Raw genomic sequence first — 17,341 nt, 5'->3', positions numbered from 1 at the left:
ACATGATAAATGATCGTATTTATAAACTAATTAGGGTTTTAGATATGAACCCTACGTCTTTCTCTGACAGTTTGGATGTAAGTGTTACGGTCATTTTTAATATTATTAAAGGACGCAGAAGCAAACCAAGCTTCGATCTAATCCTCAATATTCTACAGACATACGATAAGCTTAATGCAGAATGGCTCATCAAGGGAGAAGGTTCAATGTGGAATGATGACATTGTCACTTCTTCGGAGATTGCACCATCACATGTAAACCTACAAGCCCGTATTAGAGAACTTTTTGTTAAAATGAGAGTAGATCGTCCAGATTCGCACGAAGTTCTTGAGCTTGAAGAGCTGGTGAATTATATGATGGAAGAGACTTCAGAACAAAAGAACAAATTGATTTTATTGCATGAGCGCCAGGAAGGTATGCTGAATGTTCTTAAAGAGAAGCTAAAGTTGAAAGTTTAGTCAATAACTTTCAATTTGATCAAATCTTGTACAATACTTTTTCGTAGTTGCACCTTTTGATACCAGTTGAGTCCGACTGTGAATAGGAGAAGTGCGAGTAATGATCCGGATATTACTTTGGAATAAAGCAATATGCTCGCAATTTGCTCTTGTTTAGCAACTTCATCCAAATATCTTTTTGTGATCAGGTCCATGTTAAACTGACGATCGGTTTCTTGGAGACTTTGTTGAGATGTCAAATAATTATCTACAGTTTTTGAATATAGATGACTATACGCTCGAGCATTTTTTTGATTGCCCATTTCATAATTCAGCTGAGATAATGATCCGTATAATTCAAAGGATAAAGATTCATGCTGAACAGCTTCAATTAATGCTTCAGCAGTTTTATACGCTGTAAGTGCATTGTGAAAATCTTTTTCTATAAATAAATAATCACCTAAAGATTTGTAAGAAATCAGCAAACTCCTTTGATCTACACCATCAATCCCTTCTTTAAGTTCTATTGCTTCTCTTGTTAAAGCTACTGCTCTTTTAAGGTTACCAAGTTCATATTCAATCTTTCCAAGATTATGTAAGGCTTTAGCCGAATAAATAATATGATCACCGTCAAGTTCAAGCAGTTGGTTGAAATAAATCTTTGCACTCTCATAGTCACCGTTGTTTTTATAGATCAATCCCAACTCATTTAAGATTCTGTTTTTTCTACTTTCAGATGAAACATCAATCAATTCTTTGAACAATGCAATTGATTCTTCTATTTGGTCCGCTTGGATATAGGTAAGTGCTAGATTAAACTTAAGTTTTAAAATATTTTTTCTTTCATCTGTCCAATCAGCAATTTCTATGGCTTCTTTGTAATAGGTAATTGCCAAATCATTTGCTTTATAAATACGATATAAATTACCCAGATTGTGTCTCAAGGCAATTGCATCCTTCCTGTGATCTTCATAATTAGCTTTTTCTGAATAGCGAATTGCTTCAAGATAATGAAGAACTGATTTGCCTACGTCATCATTTTTTTTATGATAAAACGCTAGGATATAATTAAGCTTGACCAACCCATAGTAGTCATCATTTAAACTACATTCATCGAGAAGTTCATAGGAAACTTTATAAGCAGAATCAAGGTCTGTTTTGAAGAGAGCATAAACTTGATCTAATTCTTCTTTCTGAATTGGAGAAGAATTGGCTAAGAATATGTTGAAAATAAAGAAAAAAAGCAGTAGGTGCTTTGTCATTCCTAATAACTGTTCGCTCAACAAGTATAAAAAAAAACGCTGAGTAATTTCAGCGTTTTTAGGAATCTTTCGTTCAAAGTCGGCTTAAACTACACAAAGTTTAGTTTGTTTCAGGTGGAATGTCATCATCACCATCATCACCATCATCGGTCGTGCTTTCGCCTTCAATGGCATTTAGTTCAGTATCCTGTAATAGTTCTTCCATAGCTGCGTCTTCTTGACATGCGGTGAATGCAAGTGATCCTAAAATCACAAACGCTGTAAATAGTTTTCTTTTCATAACTCAATTTGGTTTTTAATGTGTATCAAATATATGATAAAAAATTTTATTTTACACATAACTACTATGTTTTTTTATTCTTTTACTTTTGTAGCAATAAAACATTGAGCATAAGACAGTTATGTGTAAGAAATAATTTTATTTAATTAAAAATTATTATCCTAAAAATTGCTCATTTATCTTAGCAAAAAAAGACTACTCTATGAAGTACTTAGTATTAGTATTGATCGCTTTTGGATGCAGTACACCTGCTGAAAAATTTGGTGTTCACGGTGATGAAATCACTCCTGAAAATGCGATTTCAATGAACCAATTTTTAACTCAGGTTAATGAGGAAGAAAAAACTTTCAAGGTAAGAGGGGTAATTGAAGAGGTTTGTCAAATGAAGGGATGCTGGATGACACTGAAAAATGAGGATGGAGCAAACGTTCGTATTACATTTAAGGACTATGGATTCTTTGTGCCAAAAGATATTAGTGGAAGCGAAGTTATCATTGAAGGTATCGCAAATGAAGAAGTATTGGAGGAAGATGTAGCTCGCCATTATGCTGAGGATGGTGGCAAAGAGTATGATGAGTCTATGCGGAATACAATCACATTTGTGGCAAGGGGAGTTCTTGTTAAGGAAGGCTGATTAGCTAGCTATATAGGCTTCTTTTTTTTGGCTTAATAAATAGCTGCCTGAAGGTGGTTCCGGATAGAGATGCGAATCCGCCAGCAAGTCCACCAATCAATCCAGTAGCAAAAACAAGTAGAATAGGATCGCTAATTTGCATGATTTCCGCAACGGTTCCACTGAATACCGATTCATTTTGAACATCGATATTCCACGCGTGTCCCATCCAAACAAGTCCGACACCAAGGAAGCCTGCCACAAATGCATTTAGCCCGGAAGAGGGAGAAGTATAGCACACTATAAACGCGATAGCCATTGCTGCCCACCAAGTGGCAAATGGAGAAATAAGATAGGTTAATGCACCTATTACGATAAGTCTAACTATTAATTTCATTGATCCGATTTTAAGGTGATGTTATGGACAACTTCATCATCTGATGGAGCAAAAGATTTCTTAAAAAGTAATTTATAATATTCACCACTTGCCCAGTCATTAATCATGTGGCCATACATTGGATTTCCTGGATTGCCAGTTTGACTTCCAGGATATACACCCCATGCATTTACTTCTCCATCACCAAGCTCTACTACCATCCGCCATGAAGGTCCATGTGAGCTAGAAGCAGCATTTACAATTGACCTATTGCCTCCTATCTTAACATTCCCTTTACTGAAGGCATTGATTCTTAGCAAATGCCGGATAGTTGTATTTTTATATTCATACCATTGAATAGAATTACCTTCTGTAGTAAGATATTCTTCTAAAGAACTAATCGATTCTTTGAATGTCAATCTGAATAAATCTCCAGCTGATTCCTTGATAGTTGTTTGCTGGTTGTCTATCATAAAGAAATCAGGATTTGTTTTAAGTATATTAACAGTAGTGTACCAGTTTGGTCGGTAAACCCGCACTTCACTACTATCAATTTCATCCCAAAGTTTGGAGTTTAATTTTTTCCACCATTCTTCGTAGATGGATGGTGCTTGCAAATCAGGGTTATTAAAGTAATCCCAGTTACGAAGTTTGTTGTAGTAGCTCCATTCTAAATCTGTGAAGGACGCTGAGTCAAGGCTATCCAACATCATTGGTAAAGCTTCGAATGCATTGTAGTTAAAGTTGTCATGCTGCAGGTTCATTATATCGTCAACTCCAATATTGTCTAAAACTCTAAGACGGTCATTGATCCTTCTACCTCGATAATGTTCATAGTAATAATCATATTGATAATATGGATAGAGTGTATCCGCAGGGTGCTGATTAGCTGAACTCACAAAATTTTGTGAGGGATTTTTCACATGCAAATTATGAGAATAGGGCACATATGCTTTCCATTCATGATCTATGTTACTACCATCCATTAGAAATTTTCCTTGTTCTTCCCACTTTACCGGGAATTTTCCATTGACCCATATTGCTATGTCGCCGCTAACAGAAGCAAAGGAATAATTTTGAGGAGGACCACTGAAATAACTAAACGCCTCGACAAACTCTTCATAGTTTTGCGCTTTATTTCCCAAGTACAATGCCTTAATCTCTTTGCTACCTTCATGGGCAGTCCATTTCATTGCAAGGTTTGTTATTTCGCTTTTACTGCTAGTGAAGTTACGATCGTAGACGACTGGACCGTGATGTGTATAAATAATTGTATCGTAATAACTAAATGAGCCGCTTGCCTTAATCTCTTCTATCACTTTTTTGGTTGGTACCCAATTCCCATTATAGAGATACTCTTCACGATTCTCATCTTTAAATTGTATGTAATACCAATCAACAAGGTCCCGTTTTGCATTTGTATTCCCCCACGCAATGGAATCATTGAACCCAATAATAACCCCAGGTCCACCTGGAAGTGTTGCGCCCATCGTATTGATTGATGGTGCATGCAATTGCATGATATACCATATACTTGGAAGGTTTAAGCCTAGATCGGGTTCGTTTGCCAATATGACTCTACCATTGGCAGTTTTGTTTCCATTTACCACAAAGCTATTACTGCCATTATCTGGATTCGGCTTACTAATAAACGGATCAGTGAATTCAATTGGAAATTTGACATCAGGCTTTTCTACCACTATGGGATCAAAATTAAACGCTGTTCCTATTGGTATTACAGGATCGACAATGTCAGGTCTTTCGGGATAAAGGATATCAAAAACCTCTCTTCCCCATTTTTTCAATGCGTTTGTATGTTCCAAATCTCGCTCATCTCTGGATAGCATATTGTTCATATTGGAAATGAGTAGAAAGCACTTCAAAGGTGTCCAAGGCTCCGGTTCATAGTTCAATAGTTTGTACTCTATAGGGAGGTCTGCATAGGAAATATCTTCAATATATGTATTGACACCAGCAGTGTACGCTTCTATCAAAGCGTAAACCTCAGGCTCTTCTTTTTTAAATAGTTCTTCAGATTTTTGAGCACCATACATTAAGCCAATACGTCGCATTTGTCTGTCCACATCTATAATACTTGTATTGCCAATTTTAGGCCCCAGAATTTCAGCCAGTCTCCCAGCTGCTGAGTATAGTTGAAATTCCATTTGCCATAAACGGTGATAAGCAGTAATATAACCCTGTGTGAAAAATAGATCTTGCTCATTATTAGCAAATACGTGAGGAATTAATAATTCATCAAAATAGACATTGACACTATCTTTCAAATTTTCATCAATTGAAATCGACTCTATGTCAATCTTATTATTTTCAGCATTTTGCCAAAAACCATGGAATGGGCTAAGAAACTTACCTAGTGGTGGAATCGAACCAATTTTAGTATTTAATGCAATGCCAAGAGCCAGCGAAATGCTTAAAGAAAGAACGAAGCGAAAAGTTTTCATAAGATGAGTACAGCCTTTTCGGCAATTTCAAATGCTGATTGATTTAAAGAACTAATTTCAAGTTGAAAAATATCAAATAAATGGGGTAATGCCTATTTTTAGAAGGATGGTTAGAGGTAAATTTTATGTAAGGTGGATCAAGCCCTTTTGTGATATAATAGTTGCACTAATTGGTGTCATTGTTTTGCTACCAGTATTAGTTGTAGTAGCACTTATTGTTTTCTTTGACACGCGAAGGTTTCCTATTTTCACTCAAATGCGAGTTGGGAAGAATGAGCAAACTTTCAACTTATATAAATTTAGAACTATGAGTTTAGATAACGCTGAGCAAACGACAACACAGTTTGGGAAATTTTTGCGTTCAGTTTCCATCGATGAACTACCGCAATTGATCAATGTTATTAAGGGAGAAATGTCCTTGGTGGGTCCTCGACCATTGCTAACTGAGTATTTGCCTTATTATAATAAGGTGGAGAAAAGGAGGCACGAAGTGAAGCCCGGAATTACTGGATGGGCTCAAGTAAATGGAAGAAATGAAATTGATTGGGGTAAGCGAATGGAAATGGATGTATTTTATACCAATCAAATTTCATTGGCACTTGATCTCAAGATTTTGGCACTTACCACATTTTTGATAATGAGGCGGGACAAAACGGCATATAAAAAGGGCGGTACTATTAAATTTTCCGATTACGCATCTAAAAGGTGAACAAACAGCGCATATATTTATCTCCACCAAATTTTTCTACAGTTGAGTTGACTGAGGTTAAAAAGGTTTTTAATAGTGGTTGGATTGCACCTGTAGGTCCGGCTATTGATGAATTTGAACAAAGGCTTGCGGATAATTATAAGGATAAAACTGTTTTGGCTCTTAATTCAGGAACATCTGCTCTACATCTCGCAATAATCCTGGCTGGTGTTGAAGCTGGTGATGAGGTGTTAGTCAGCAGTTTTACATTCGCAGCCTGTGCGAACGCAATCTTGTATGAAAGAGCTATTCCAGTTTTTATAGATAGCGAAGAGAAAAGTTGGAACCTTGATCCAGAAATTTTAGAAGAGTATTTAACAGATTCTATCAAGCGTCCAAAAGCACTCATTGTTACTCACCTTTATGGAATGCCGGCGGACATCCAGCGCATAGTTTCAATTGCCAATCGCTTTGGAGTTAAAGTGATTGAAGATGCAGCAGAGTCACTCGGTGCCAAATTTGATAATGTACATGTTGGTGGATTTGGCGATTATGGTATCATTTCCTTTAATGGCAATAAAGTTATTACTACTAGTGGGGGAGGCGCACTTATTTGCAATAAAGAAGATTGGGGCAGAGCAAAATATTTAGCAACTCAGGCCAACTCAGATTCCTTTGGCTATAATCACAAGGAGGCTGGGTACAACTACCGAATGAGTAACGTTCTTGCTGGCATAGGCTTGGCTCAATTAACTAAATTGAAGTTTTTTATTGAAAGAAAGAGATTCCTTTACGAGGAATACAAAAATCATCTGGGCACGTATTTCGATTTTCTAGATGAGCCTAATAATCGATTTTCAAATAGATGGTTGACGACCGCTTTGTTGAAAGATGAAGAAAAATCGATAAATAAATTGATTCAATATCTTGATAGTAATAATATCGAGTCGAGACAGCTATGGAAGCCGCTACACATGCATGAAGCGTATTCTCAGGCACCATTTTTTGGAAAAGGAACAAGTGAGCAAATCTTCACAAAAGGCTTCTGCTTACCTTCAGGGACAGGTTTAACAACCTCCCAACAGGAGTTTATCATAGAGAAGATAAAAAATTGGTTTGCTTAGTAAGCCGATGGCTTCTTAATAATAGCTTTATTTTTTCTACTGAAAAGATCGGGCGGTAAGAAGATTTCAGCCTTGATACTGATTTGTAAAAAGCTGTCATTATTGTCTGGATTCCCTCTACTCGCACCTGGCTGAATTTGATCATAAAATTCTGGATTCACAACACCAACTTCTTCTTTACGATCACTTAATAATTCTGCAGTTGAATTTGCAAATTCCGACGCATATGTATTAGAAACATCATCCAAATAATCTGTGAAGGTGAAGTGATATGAAATCTCCAGATTAACATTCAAGAACTCGTTAGCTTTGAATTTGGCTCCGATTCCAACAGGTATAGTTGTTATCCATTTTTTATACTCAACACCTTCTGTTTGTGCCTCTCTCAATGAATATGTTTCACCGCCAAGATCTGCTGTTGGATTAAATTTCATATATCCTGCACCGGTAAAGATAAAAGGATCGAAGGCCCATCTTTTATAATAATCGCCCTGATAGGGTTTTAGATAATAAATAGTATGTAATTGAAAATGAAGATTTCTTGAGCTAAAGGAAAGATTTCTTTGACGTTGAAATGAGCTGTCGGGAGCATTGCGATCAGCTCCTGAAAGAGTAAAAACACCGGCATCAATTCTAGCACCAACTCTATTTAGCAATCTGGCTTCAATTCCCAGGTTGAATTGTGATATATCGTTACCAATACTATTTCTGCTATTTAACTCGCCGAAATAGGTTGATGCGCCGGTCCCAATTGAAAACGAAAAATATCGATCATTAAATTGCCAGGAGAGAAAATTTTGCGAAGAGGCAATTAAACTAAATAGAAGAAATGATACTGTGAGGAGTTTTCTCATTAGGATTCAAAAATATTGCAGAAAAGTTTCCGACCATTATAGATCGGAAAACAATTTCTACAAATAATCACCCTAATCGTTTGTTTTTACGTGTAAACCATGCTTGTTCTGTTGCTACAAACACGCCTACTAAAATCAATGAGAAAATTAATGTCGCCATAACTAATTGTTATACAATACAATGATACGGCTGTTGAGTACCTTGAAAGGCTGTGGTAAAATCCTAAATACAATTAAGTAAAATACTTAGTTGTTGATTTTGCTCAGTAGTAGCGAACATTCTAAATCGAATTTATCTTCTATTTCCAGTCATGCCGTACATTCATGTGTTCCATTTTGTGTAAGGTTCATACGCGCCACCCCATGCACTAAATCCTTTCGTGAACCTTGCTTCGCTTCGGTTTCGAACCGTTTCTCATCCGCATTATGGCATAAAAAAACCCTGAATTACTTCAGGGTTATTTAGAGGCGCTAAGCGGATTCGAACCGCTGTAAAAGGTTTTGCAGACCTCTGCCTAGCCGCTCGGCCATAGCGCCAATATATGTGTACAAAACTAGAAAAAACGAGTCACCTAGCTAATGCTAGTGACTCGTTAATTATAAGAAATTACTTCTCTTCTTTCTCTTCTTTCTTAGCTTTTGCCTTAGGGGTCTTTTTAGTAGACTCTTTTCCGGCATCTTCCATTTTGTCTTTCAATGCAGAAAGTGCATCTAGATCACCAAGTGTTGATTTTTCAACTTCTTTGTTAATCTTATCAAGAGTGTTGCCTTTCTTGCCTCCACTTGGCTTCTTAGTAGTAGAAGCGGCTTTTGGCTGCTCTGCATCTTTGTCCCAAACAGAAGTATGAGAAAGAACAATTCGTTTGTCATCTTTAGCAAATTCAAGCACTTTAAATTCCAAAGTTTCTCCCTCAGATGCTGTAGTTCCATCTTCTTTCTTCAAGTTTTTAGGTAGAACCTGACCTTCAAGGCCGTATGGAAGCTCAACAGTAGCAGACTTTTCAGAAACATTTGTTACAGTACACTTGTGAGTGGAACCTTTTGTGAATACCGTTTCAAAAGTATCCCATGGGTTTTCTTCAAGATGCTTGTGGCTAAGTGCTAACCTTCTATTTTCGATATCAAGTTCCATCACTTTTACCTCAAGCTCATCACTAACCTTTACAAATTCTGATGGATGTTTGATTTTCTTCGTCCAAGACAAATCCGAAACGTGAACCAAACCGTCAATCCCTTCTTCTAGTTCAATGAATAAGCCAAAGTTGGTAAGGTTTCTAACAGTTCCTTTATGCTCTGTGCCAATTGCGTAGTTGGTAAGAACATCTTGTTTAGTCCAAGGATCTTCAGTAAGCTGCTTAATACCAACAGACATTTTTCTTTCTTCCCTGTCGATAGTCAATACTACGGCTTCAATTTCATCGCCAACGTTAATGAAATCCGAAGGGTTTCTTAAGTGCTGTGACCATGACATTTCTGAAACGTGGATAAGACCTTCAACTCCAGGTATGATTTCAAGGAATGCACCATAATCAGCTACATTCACAATTTTACCTTTCACTTTAGATCCTAAATCGATATTCTTATCAAGGGAATCCCAAGGATGATCAGTAAGCTGCTTCATCCCTAGTGAAATTCTTTGCTTATTATCATCAAAATCTAACACAACCACATTTACTTTCTCGTCTAGAGATAGTACTTCTTCAGGATGGTTGATTCGACCCCAACTGATATCCGTAATGTGAAGCAGACCATCAACACCTCCAAGATCAATGAATACACCGAAGTTGGTCATGTTCTTTATTACTCCTTCTAGTACCTGACCTTTCTCAAGGTTGTTCAGGATTTCAGCTTTTTGCTCTTCTAGGTCTTTCTCAATGAGTACTTTATGTGATACAACTACATTATCATTTGTATAGTTGATTTTAACCACTTTCACTTCCATAGACTTACCTACGAATACGTCAAAGTCTCTGATAGGCTTCACATCGATTTGTGAACCTGGAAGGAAGGCTTCTACTCCATATACATCTACAATCAAACCACCTTTGGTTCTCCTCTTCACGAAACCTTCTATTACTTCATCGTTGTCAAGGGCGCCTTGAATTGATTCCCAAGCCTTAACGATTTTTGCTTTTCTTCTTGAAAGAACAAGTTGTCCATTTGCGTTTTCCTGCTCCTCTATATAAACCTGTACTTCATCACCAGCTTTTAGGTCTGGCATATCTCTAAATTCTGAAAGAGATACAAGGCCATCTGATTTAAAGCCAATGTTTACAATTACTTCCCTGTCAGTAATACCTACAACAGTTCCACTAATTAGTTCTTTTTCAGTGATTTCAGTAAGCGTGTCTTCATAAAGCTTCTCCATTGCTTGACGATCAGCTTCTGAGTATTCATCATCAAAACCATCATCATCAAAATCAAAAGATCCTGCTGGCTCAATGTCTGGCACCGCTACTTTGGCAGGCTTTTCAGCTTTTGCTTCTTTCTTAACTTCCTTTTTCTCAGCTTTTGGTTCTTCAGCTTTGGCTTCTACCTTCTCCTCTTTTTTCTCCACCTTCTTGGTTTCAGCTTTCTTAGGTTCAGCTTTGGTAGTTTCCTTCTTCTCAGCTTTTTCCTTTGTTTCTTTTTTAGCAGTTGTTTTTGAAGCTTTCTTTTCTTCTTTCACTTCTTTGTCATCTGCTTTTTTTGTCGCCGCTTTTTTTGCAGTAGTCTTTTTTGCAGCTGTTGCCTTTTCAGTTGATTTCTCTTCAGCTTTAGGCGTTTCTTCTTTCTTTGCCATAATAAAATGACTCCATTTGGTACACTGTGTCAGTTGGAGTCTTCACTGACCAGCATTTTTGTTAAACATCTTTTGGTATAAACCAAAACGCTCCGTTTTGGAACGGAGCGCAAATTTAGATGATTTATTAGAAAAATTTTAAAAGTATGCCTATTCTTCTCCAAAAAATACCGGGGAAATTTCAGCAGCCTCTTTTAGCTTTTTTAGTTTCTTCTCAACAGGTCGTGTATTGTCCTGACGGCTATAGAACATCAGGCGGTCATATATACTATCGATTTTCTTTAAGGCAGAGTACCTTGATTTGAAATCAGCTTCTGGAAAAGCGACTAGTTTACTTTGTTGATCATCGATAAGTATCTGGCCAGCTTTATAAATTTTACTCTTGACAGCTACTGTGGTTGTTGAGTATGTTGAGTTATAAGAATTAAATACTTCTTTTTCTACAAAGTACTTTGATTCTACAGTTTCAGCTCTTTTTTCTACTTGAATTTTAAGTGCTCTATAGTCATCCACAGTAATTGATCCTGTTGAACTTGAAACCAATGCTACATCCTCTCCAGGAGAATTTGGTGTATCCGTCTCTGTTTGCGCTATTGCAGCAGCGACAATTAGAAAGGAAAAAAAACAAATAAGGGTGCTCTTCATTTTTGATAATTTACTTTTGACGAAATAGTTAAGTCGCGAATATAAAATTGATATGATGAGATATACTACCGTTTACATAATCCTTTTAAGTCTCCTTGCAGGATGTACTCAGAAAACAGAGCCGGAGATTGTGGCAGATAGCATATTTTTTAATGGTCCTATATATACAATGGATGCTAGCAATTCCAAGGCGGAGGCAATTGCTATCCGCGCTGATACATTCTTATATGTAGGATCGAAAGCTGAAGCTGAAGCCTTTAAGGGAACTTCAACAAAAATGGTAGATCTGAATGGTAAAACAATGATACCTGGTTTGACTGAAGGGCATGCACACATTATGGGGGTAGGCTATAATTTATTGAATGTTGATTTACGAGAAGCTAAAAGCTATCAGGAGATGGTAGAAATGGTCGCAGAGCGAGCTGCAAATACACCAAATGGGACCTGGATTCTAGGTAGAGGGTGGCACCAGGATAAATGGACGGAGAAGCCGGAAATGACTAAGGGATTTCCAACTCATGATCTTTTGAGTGAGGCTATTCCGAATCATCCTGTATGGTTAAAACACGCCAGTGGTCATGCTGCGCTTGGTAATGCAATGGCAATGGAGGTTGCAGGAATTGATGGTGGATCAGTTCAGCCAGATGGAGGAGAAATTTTTATGGGTTTAAGTGGACAGCCAACGGGAATTTTTAATGAGACTGCTCAAGGTCTTATAACTCAAGTCATTCCCAGCCAAACAAAAGAAAGTGATGAACAGGCTCTGAAACTTGCTTTGCAGCAATGTTTTAAATATGGAATTACCGGGTTTCACCAGGCAGGCTCTGGAATGAAAGATATCAATTTGTTTAAGGAGTTTGCAGAGAGGGGAGATTTGAAACTCCGATTGTTTGTGATGCTTAATGGGCGTGATGAAGATTTGTTGGATACTTATTTTAAAAATGGCATTGAAGAAGATCTATTTAATAATCAGTTGACAGTTCGGTCTGTCAAGCTATATGCAGACGGTGCGCTTGGTTCACGCGGTGCCTGGTTATTGGAAGAGTACGCTGATGCACCAGGAGTTCACGGACATAATGTAATGCCAATGAAGGAAATAGAATCTATTACTGCAGATGCATACAAGGCTGGATTCCAAGTATGCGTTCACGCCATTGGTGACAGAGCCAATAGAGAGGTCTTAGATATTTATGAGCGAACGTTCAATTTATATCCTGAAAGTGCTCCAAAAGAACCGCGATTTAGAATCGAACATGCACAACACTTTCACCCAGATGATATTCCAAGATTTGCTGAAATGGGCGTGATACCTGCCATGCAGGCGATTCATATGTCATCAGATCGTCCCTGGGCTATAGATAGATTGGGACAGCAGCGCATTGAATGGGGAGCCTATATGTGGCAAACGCTACTTCAATCCGGCGCTCACATTGTAAATGGCACAGATGCGCCTGTAGAGCCTATTACACCATTAGCAAGTTTTTATGCTTCTGTTAGCCGAAGGACCTTGAGTGGAAATCCAGAAGGAGGATACGAGCCTGGAGAAAAGATGACCCGTGAGCAAGCACTCCGTTCTTATACTTTGGATGCTGCTTATGCTGCTTTCCGAGAGGATAGAAAAGGAAGTATTGAAGTAGGGAAATGGGCAGATCTTACCATATTAGATAAAGACATCATGACCATTCCAGAAGAAGAAATTCTTCAAACAGAAGTAGATATGACTGTTATTGGTGGAGAAATCGTTTATAAAAGGTAGTTTTTCTTTAGGCAGAAAAATGAAATTAATAACTTTCGTAAAGGCTTACCAAAGCACTAGATATTTATAAATGGAATTAGTGTGATTGTACAACAAAACGTTTCTCTAAAAGCATACAATACATTCCGGCTGGATGTAAATGCTGGCTATTTAGCAGTTGTAGATTCTCTTGAGGATCTGGATGAAATTTATCAAACTGGCAGGTTTAGAGCTCAGAAGAAAATGATTCTTGGTGGCGGTTCTAATTTGTTATTTACTCGTGGATTTACCGGTGTAGTAGCCAAAAATGAGATTCGAGGAATTCAAGTTCAAAACGAGACAGAAGAAGATGTATTGGTTTCAGTTGGTTCCGGGGAGAACTGGCATCAATTTGTACTGTGGTGTGTAGAAAGAGGTTATGGTGGAGTGGAAAATTTATCTTTGATACCAGGCACAGTCGGTGCTGCACCAATGCAGAACATTGGTGCATATGGGGTAGAGCTTAAGGAAGTTTTTCATTCATTGGAAGCTTATGAGATAAAAAGTGGAAAGACCGTTTCTTTCTTTAAGGAAGACTGCAAGTTTGACTATCGGTTCAGCATCTTTAAAGGCGAGTTAAGAGATGACTTTATTATTACGAAAGTTTTTTTTAAGCTTTCAAAAAAGCCAACTTTTAATATCACTTATGGTGCTATACAGGAAACTCTGGAAAAAATGGGAGTAACAGAGTTGACGTTGAAAAACGTAAGTCAGGCAGTCATTAATATTAGACAATCAAAGTTGCCAGATCCCATTGATATTGGAAATGCAGGTAGTTTTTTTAAGAATCCAATCGTTGAAAAATTGCACTTTGAAGCCCTCGAAGCTCAATTTGAAGATATTAAGTGCTATCCTATTGACGATGAGAAGGTTAAAGTGCCAGCAGGATGGCTTATTGAAAACGCTGGTTGGAAAGGTTACCGCGACGGAGATATTGGAGTTCACCATAAACAAGCGCTTGTGCTAGTCAATTATGGAATGGGTAGAGGCAAGGACATCTTTAAGCTTTCCAATGAAATTAAGAAATCTATACAAGGAAAGTTTGGAATCGAACTTGAGCGAGAAGTAAATGTGGTTTAGCCTGATATTGATTTTATAAAATCATCTTTTTTCAGTTTCATTGGCGTAATTGGAAAGCCGTAAAATTCTACTGTCGAACCAGTCACTTTTCCCCCTAAAGATTCAAGTAACCCGACTGTAATATCTCTTGCATCAATCATAATTTCTTGAATTCCTAAAGCAAATAGGTCCTTAAACGAATGAAGAGCTAGCATTTTACCAAGCCCCAAGCCTCTTTGATTTGGATCTACTGCCAGCCTGCCCCAATGCCAATCTCCTTGTTCATTCCATGCAGCTACAGTACCTACTATCACGTCATTTTTTTTTGCGCACCACCAATGTTGGTCCTTGCTCTTGAGCGGAATTAGTTCTTTTGGAATGTGCTGTTCTCTGCTAAAAACTGATTCAAGAAAGTCATAGGCATCAGCCAGAGCTCGTTTATCAATTTTTTTTAATATTACTGCTGAAGTCATATCAATTTGATTGATAGGTGAAATTAATTATCATTCTATTTAGTCAATTATTGTAATGGTATTTTCGCAAGATGATTCATCAACCTATCTATATCCTCACAGTCCTTTTCTTTTTGATATTTACGAGTGAATGGTTGTGCAAGCATACATTTTTAAAACATATAAGCAGTTCGTTACTTGTTATTATCCTGGGAGCTTTAGTTGCAAATTTGGGTATAATACCGTCAGCATCAGCTTCAAGTTCTGTTTATGATTCGATCTTTAAATATGTAGCACCTGCCAGCATTTTTTTCCTTTTGCTTGGTGTAAATCTGAAACAATTAAGAAGAGCTGGAATTCCTATGCTAGTTTCATTTCTACTAGGTTCGATAGGGACAATGCTTGGTGTCGTTATTGCACTACAAGCAATAGATTATGAAACAGTTTTTGGCATACGATTCGCGGCTATTGCGGGAATGATGACTGGAACTTACACTGGAGGTAGTGCAAATTTCAATGCGATTGCATTGCACTATGAGGTTTTTAGAGAGGGGGCTATTTTCACTGGCGTTGTTGTAGCTGATAACATTATAACAGCTATTTGGATGATAGTAACGTTGAGTATTCCGGTTTTTATGCAAAAATTCCGACCTCATGCCACTGTTCTGTCTGATAGTCTTGCTGATGAATCTAAGAGGGAAAAGGAAGCTATCGAACCTAAAGGAGTGGCGTTAATGCTCGGTCTTGCCACATTGGTTATTTTTTTAGCTGATCTATTTGCTGAAATCACCGTTGAGTGGGGATGGAACGTACCATCCATTTTAATTTTAACAACGATCGCGCTTATTTTGGCTCAATTTAAGCAAGTGCAACTATGGTCCGGAGCAAAGCTTTTGGGGATGTTTTCTGTTTATTTATTCTTAGTTGTTGTTGGTGCATATTGCGAAATAGGCGCCCTGGTAGAAGTTGGAGCACACGCCTTTGACATCTTACTGTTCACTACATTAATTGTTTTAATTCACTCAGCTTTCCTGATAGGTATTTCATTAGTGATCAAGGCAGATTGGTCTATTGTTGCGATTGCTTCTCAAGCAAATATTGGAGGTGCAAGTACAGCACTAGCTTTGGCTAAAAGCTTAAAAAGAAATGACCTCATATTGCCTGCAATTCTTGCGGGTTCACTAGGATCTGGAATGGGCACTTATTTGGGTTTCCTGGTTGCCAGATATTTGGGAGCTTGAATGATTCTTTGCTAATAGTATGGTGAATTGACTTATTTGATCTAATCCAGAACCGATTGAAAGTGTGCCTCCTATTTTTTCAAGAGCCTCAATACAAAGAGTCAAACCGAGTTCAGTATCACTCTCCTTCATTCTGACAGAGTTTAACGTATTCTTACTTCTCAAAATATCACCAACTTTATTTTTGTCTAAACCAATGCCTGAATTTTTCACTTCAATTCCATGATGATCTGGACGCTCAAAAACTCTTATGGTTATTTCCCCATTGGTCGGCGTTTTATTAATACATTTTGTGAGAATATTTCTTAGGGCCATTGTTAAGTGATTTGGATCTGATTGGATGTTTAACATGGTAGGCAATTCGATGTTCAGGCGAATGTTTTTTTGAAGTGCTTCCTTTTTAAAAACCTCTACTTCTGATTCAACAAGGTGATTAATAGAAACTTCTTGCATCTCGATTTCATACCCTTCCAATTGTGATTTAGCCCATGTAAGAATTGTTTCTATCAATATATTAATCCTTAAAACGTTTTCTTTTACCGTCTTTCGATGTTTTATTAATGCTTGTTCGGGCAGTTCATCCTCTAACTTTAAAAGACTGGTAAGCATCTGTATAGGTTGTCTGAGGTCATGGGAAACTATTGAGAATAGTTTGTTCTTCGTCCCATTGGTTTTTTCAAGTCTGTTCTTCTGTACCTCAATTTGATCAATAAGTAATTTTTGGTACTGACAAATCCCAAGAAAAGCGTTCATGTATGAGCTAATGAAATAGTAGATGGCCATAAACACAATTAAATAGATCACAGAAGAAATTAGAAACGTGTTATCCAGAGAGACGCTTCTTACATGATATTCATAAATTCGTATGGAGAAAAAGGATGCTATAATTAATAAGTAAAATAAAAATTTTCGATTTTTATCGAAGACGATAATAAATACTGCAGCCAGTATAAGGAATATGTTTTCAGTATTTACAAATTCCTCATTTACGATATTGTAAATGCAGGCTGCGGCCATTAAAGGCAACTGTATAAGACAGAAATATTTGCGAGCAAAAACATAATGTTTTTTTCTTTGAATAAGAATAGTAGGGAAGAAGACGATAGATATAAAAATTAGAATAATCAACAGCTGAGGAAAGCGGTGTAATATTAAATTTGAAGTGGCCATCAAAAGCGATAGAATAATTCCCAATCCGGAAATCTTATTTAATAGATTGGCTTTACGCAGGTCATATAACGATATGGAGCTGTCTTTTATATCTAAGAAGTTGTTAATAGCCTGAATCATAT

16 protein-coding genes and 1 tRNA gene are annotated in these 17,341 nt (G+C 37.3%); 7 read left to right on the top strand and 10 right to left on the bottom strand.

Translation table 11 applies throughout. From position 1 onward, the window contains the following. Positions 1 to 44 precede the first annotated feature (44 nt). On the top strand, positions 45 to 458 hold the full coding sequence (locus tag ABJG98_RS06160; RefSeq protein ID WP_348278612.1) for a hypothetical protein: 414 nt from the start codon (positions 45 to 47) through the stop codon (positions 456 to 458). On the opposite strand, the gene ABJG98_RS06155 is transcribed toward ABJG98_RS06160, so the two are convergent. After that, positions 455 to 1,699, bottom strand: a complete 1,245-nt coding sequence (locus ABJG98_RS06155; protein WP_348278611.1) for a tetratricopeptide repeat protein — start codon at positions 1,697 to 1,699, stop codon at positions 455 to 457. The genes ABJG98_RS06160 and ABJG98_RS06155 overlap by 4 nt on opposite strands. Before the next feature lie 100 nt (positions 1,700 to 1,799). Continuing rightward, positions 1,800 to 1,979, bottom strand: coding sequence for a hypothetical protein (locus tag ABJG98_RS06150; protein WP_348278610.1), 180 nt, complete (start codon positions 1,977 to 1,979; stop codon positions 1,800 to 1,802). Positions 1,980 to 2,181: 202 nt separating this feature from the next. On the opposite strand from ABJG98_RS06150, the gene ABJG98_RS06145 reads away from it, so the two are divergent. Then, entirely contained in the window at positions 2,182 to 2,613 is a 432-nt protein-coding gene (locus ABJG98_RS06145; protein WP_348278609.1) for a DUF4920 domain-containing protein, read from the top strand. A 4-nt stretch (positions 2,614 to 2,617) separates the two neighbouring features. Here the strand turns inward: ABJG98_RS06145 and ABJG98_RS06140 are convergent, their stop codons facing one another. Both ABJG98_RS06140 and ABJG98_RS06135 read right to left on the bottom strand, forming a co-directional pair. Further along, a complete protein-coding gene (locus ABJG98_RS06140; RefSeq protein WP_348278608.1) occupies positions 2,618 to 2,989 on the bottom strand; it encodes a hypothetical protein in 372 nt (123 codons plus the stop codon). Continuing rightward, positions 2,986 to 5,430 (bottom strand): penicillin acylase family protein, encoded by a 2,445-nt coding sequence (locus tag ABJG98_RS06135; protein WP_348278607.1) that lies wholly within the window; start codon positions 5,428 to 5,430, stop codon positions 2,986 to 2,988. Before ABJG98_RS06135 ends, ABJG98_RS06140 begins: the two co-directional genes overlap by 4 nt. Positions 5,431 to 5,518: 88 nt before the next feature. On the opposite strand from ABJG98_RS06135, the gene ABJG98_RS06130 reads away from it, so the two are divergent. Then, positions 5,519 to 6,139: a sugar transferase gene (locus ABJG98_RS06130; protein ID WP_348278606.1), complete on the top strand. Its 621-nt coding sequence runs from the start codon at positions 5,519 to 5,521 to the stop codon at positions 6,137 to 6,139. Next, the gene (locus tag ABJG98_RS06125; RefSeq protein ID WP_348278605.1) at positions 6,136 to 7,242 is read left to right on the top strand and encodes an aminotransferase class I/II-fold pyridoxal phosphate-dependent enzyme; all 1,107 of its coding nucleotides are present in this window, start codon (positions 6,136 to 6,138) and stop codon (positions 7,240 to 7,242) included. The genes ABJG98_RS06130 and ABJG98_RS06125 overlap by 4 nt, the downstream gene beginning before the upstream one ends. Here the strand turns inward: ABJG98_RS06125 and ABJG98_RS06120 are convergent. The 4 genes from ABJG98_RS06120 to ABJG98_RS06105 form a co-directional block, all read right to left on the bottom strand. Further along, positions 7,239 to 8,096 carry a DUF6089 family protein gene (locus ABJG98_RS06120; protein WP_348278604.1) on the bottom strand — a complete coding sequence of 286 codons (858 nt, stop codon included), beginning with the start codon at positions 8,094 to 8,096 and terminating at the stop codon, positions 7,239 to 7,241. The two genes, ABJG98_RS06125 and ABJG98_RS06120, sit on opposite strands and share 4 nt — an antisense overlap. 466 nt (positions 8,097 to 8,562) lie before the next feature. Beyond that, a tRNA-Cys gene (locus ABJG98_RS06115) sits at positions 8,563 to 8,633 on the bottom strand. A gap of 70 nt (positions 8,634 to 8,703) precedes the next feature. Next, entirely contained in the window at positions 8,704 to 10,878 is a 2,175-nt protein-coding gene (gene rpsA / locus ABJG98_RS06110) for a 30S ribosomal protein S1 (protein WP_348278603.1), read from the bottom strand. Between the two features lie 150 nt (positions 10,879 to 11,028). Beyond that, positions 11,029 to 11,523 carry a hypothetical protein gene (locus tag ABJG98_RS06105; protein WP_348278602.1) on the bottom strand — a complete coding sequence of 165 codons (495 nt, stop codon included), beginning with the start codon at positions 11,521 to 11,523 and terminating at the stop codon, positions 11,029 to 11,031. A gap of 55 nt (positions 11,524 to 11,578) precedes the next feature. Between ABJG98_RS06105 and ABJG98_RS06100 the strand changes: the two genes are divergently transcribed. Both ABJG98_RS06100 and murB read left to right on the top strand, forming a co-directional pair. Then, positions 11,579 to 13,279: an amidohydrolase gene (locus ABJG98_RS06100; RefSeq protein ID WP_348278601.1), complete on the top strand. Its 1,701-nt coding sequence runs from the start codon at positions 11,579 to 11,581 to the stop codon at positions 13,277 to 13,279. A gap of 81 nt (positions 13,280 to 13,360) precedes the next feature. Then, the gene (murB, locus tag ABJG98_RS06095) at positions 13,361 to 14,377 is read left to right on the top strand and encodes a UDP-N-acetylmuramate dehydrogenase (RefSeq protein WP_348278600.1); all 1,017 of its coding nucleotides are present in this window, start codon (positions 13,361 to 13,363) and stop codon (positions 14,375 to 14,377) included. Here murB and ABJG98_RS06090 read toward each other — a convergent pair. Then, complete coding sequence (locus tag ABJG98_RS06090) at positions 14,374 to 14,829, bottom strand: GNAT family N-acetyltransferase (RefSeq protein WP_348278599.1); 456 nt, start codon at positions 14,827 to 14,829, stop codon at positions 14,374 to 14,376. The two genes, murB and ABJG98_RS06090, sit on opposite strands and share 4 nt — an antisense overlap. Before the next feature lie 71 nt (positions 14,830 to 14,900). Between ABJG98_RS06090 and ABJG98_RS06085 the strand changes: the two genes are divergently transcribed. Continuing rightward, positions 14,901 to 16,049: a DUF819 family protein gene (locus tag ABJG98_RS06085; protein WP_348278598.1), complete on the top strand. Its 1,149-nt coding sequence runs from the start codon at positions 14,901 to 14,903 to the stop codon at positions 16,047 to 16,049. Here the strand turns inward: ABJG98_RS06085 and ABJG98_RS06080 are convergent. Next, positions 15,990 to 17,339: a HAMP domain-containing sensor histidine kinase gene (locus tag ABJG98_RS06080; RefSeq protein WP_348278597.1), complete on the bottom strand. Its 1,350-nt coding sequence runs from the start codon at positions 17,337 to 17,339 to the stop codon at positions 15,990 to 15,992. The two genes, ABJG98_RS06085 and ABJG98_RS06080, sit on opposite strands and share 60 nt — an antisense overlap. Between the last annotated feature and the right edge of the window lie 2 nt (positions 17,340 to 17,341).

The sequence above is a fragment of the Ekhidna sp. genome (assembly GCF_039960695.1).
GTDB lineage: Bacteria > Bacteroidota > Bacteroidia > Cytophagales > Cyclobacteriaceae > Ekhidna.
This window is presented reverse-complemented; position numbering and strand designations above follow the sequence as displayed.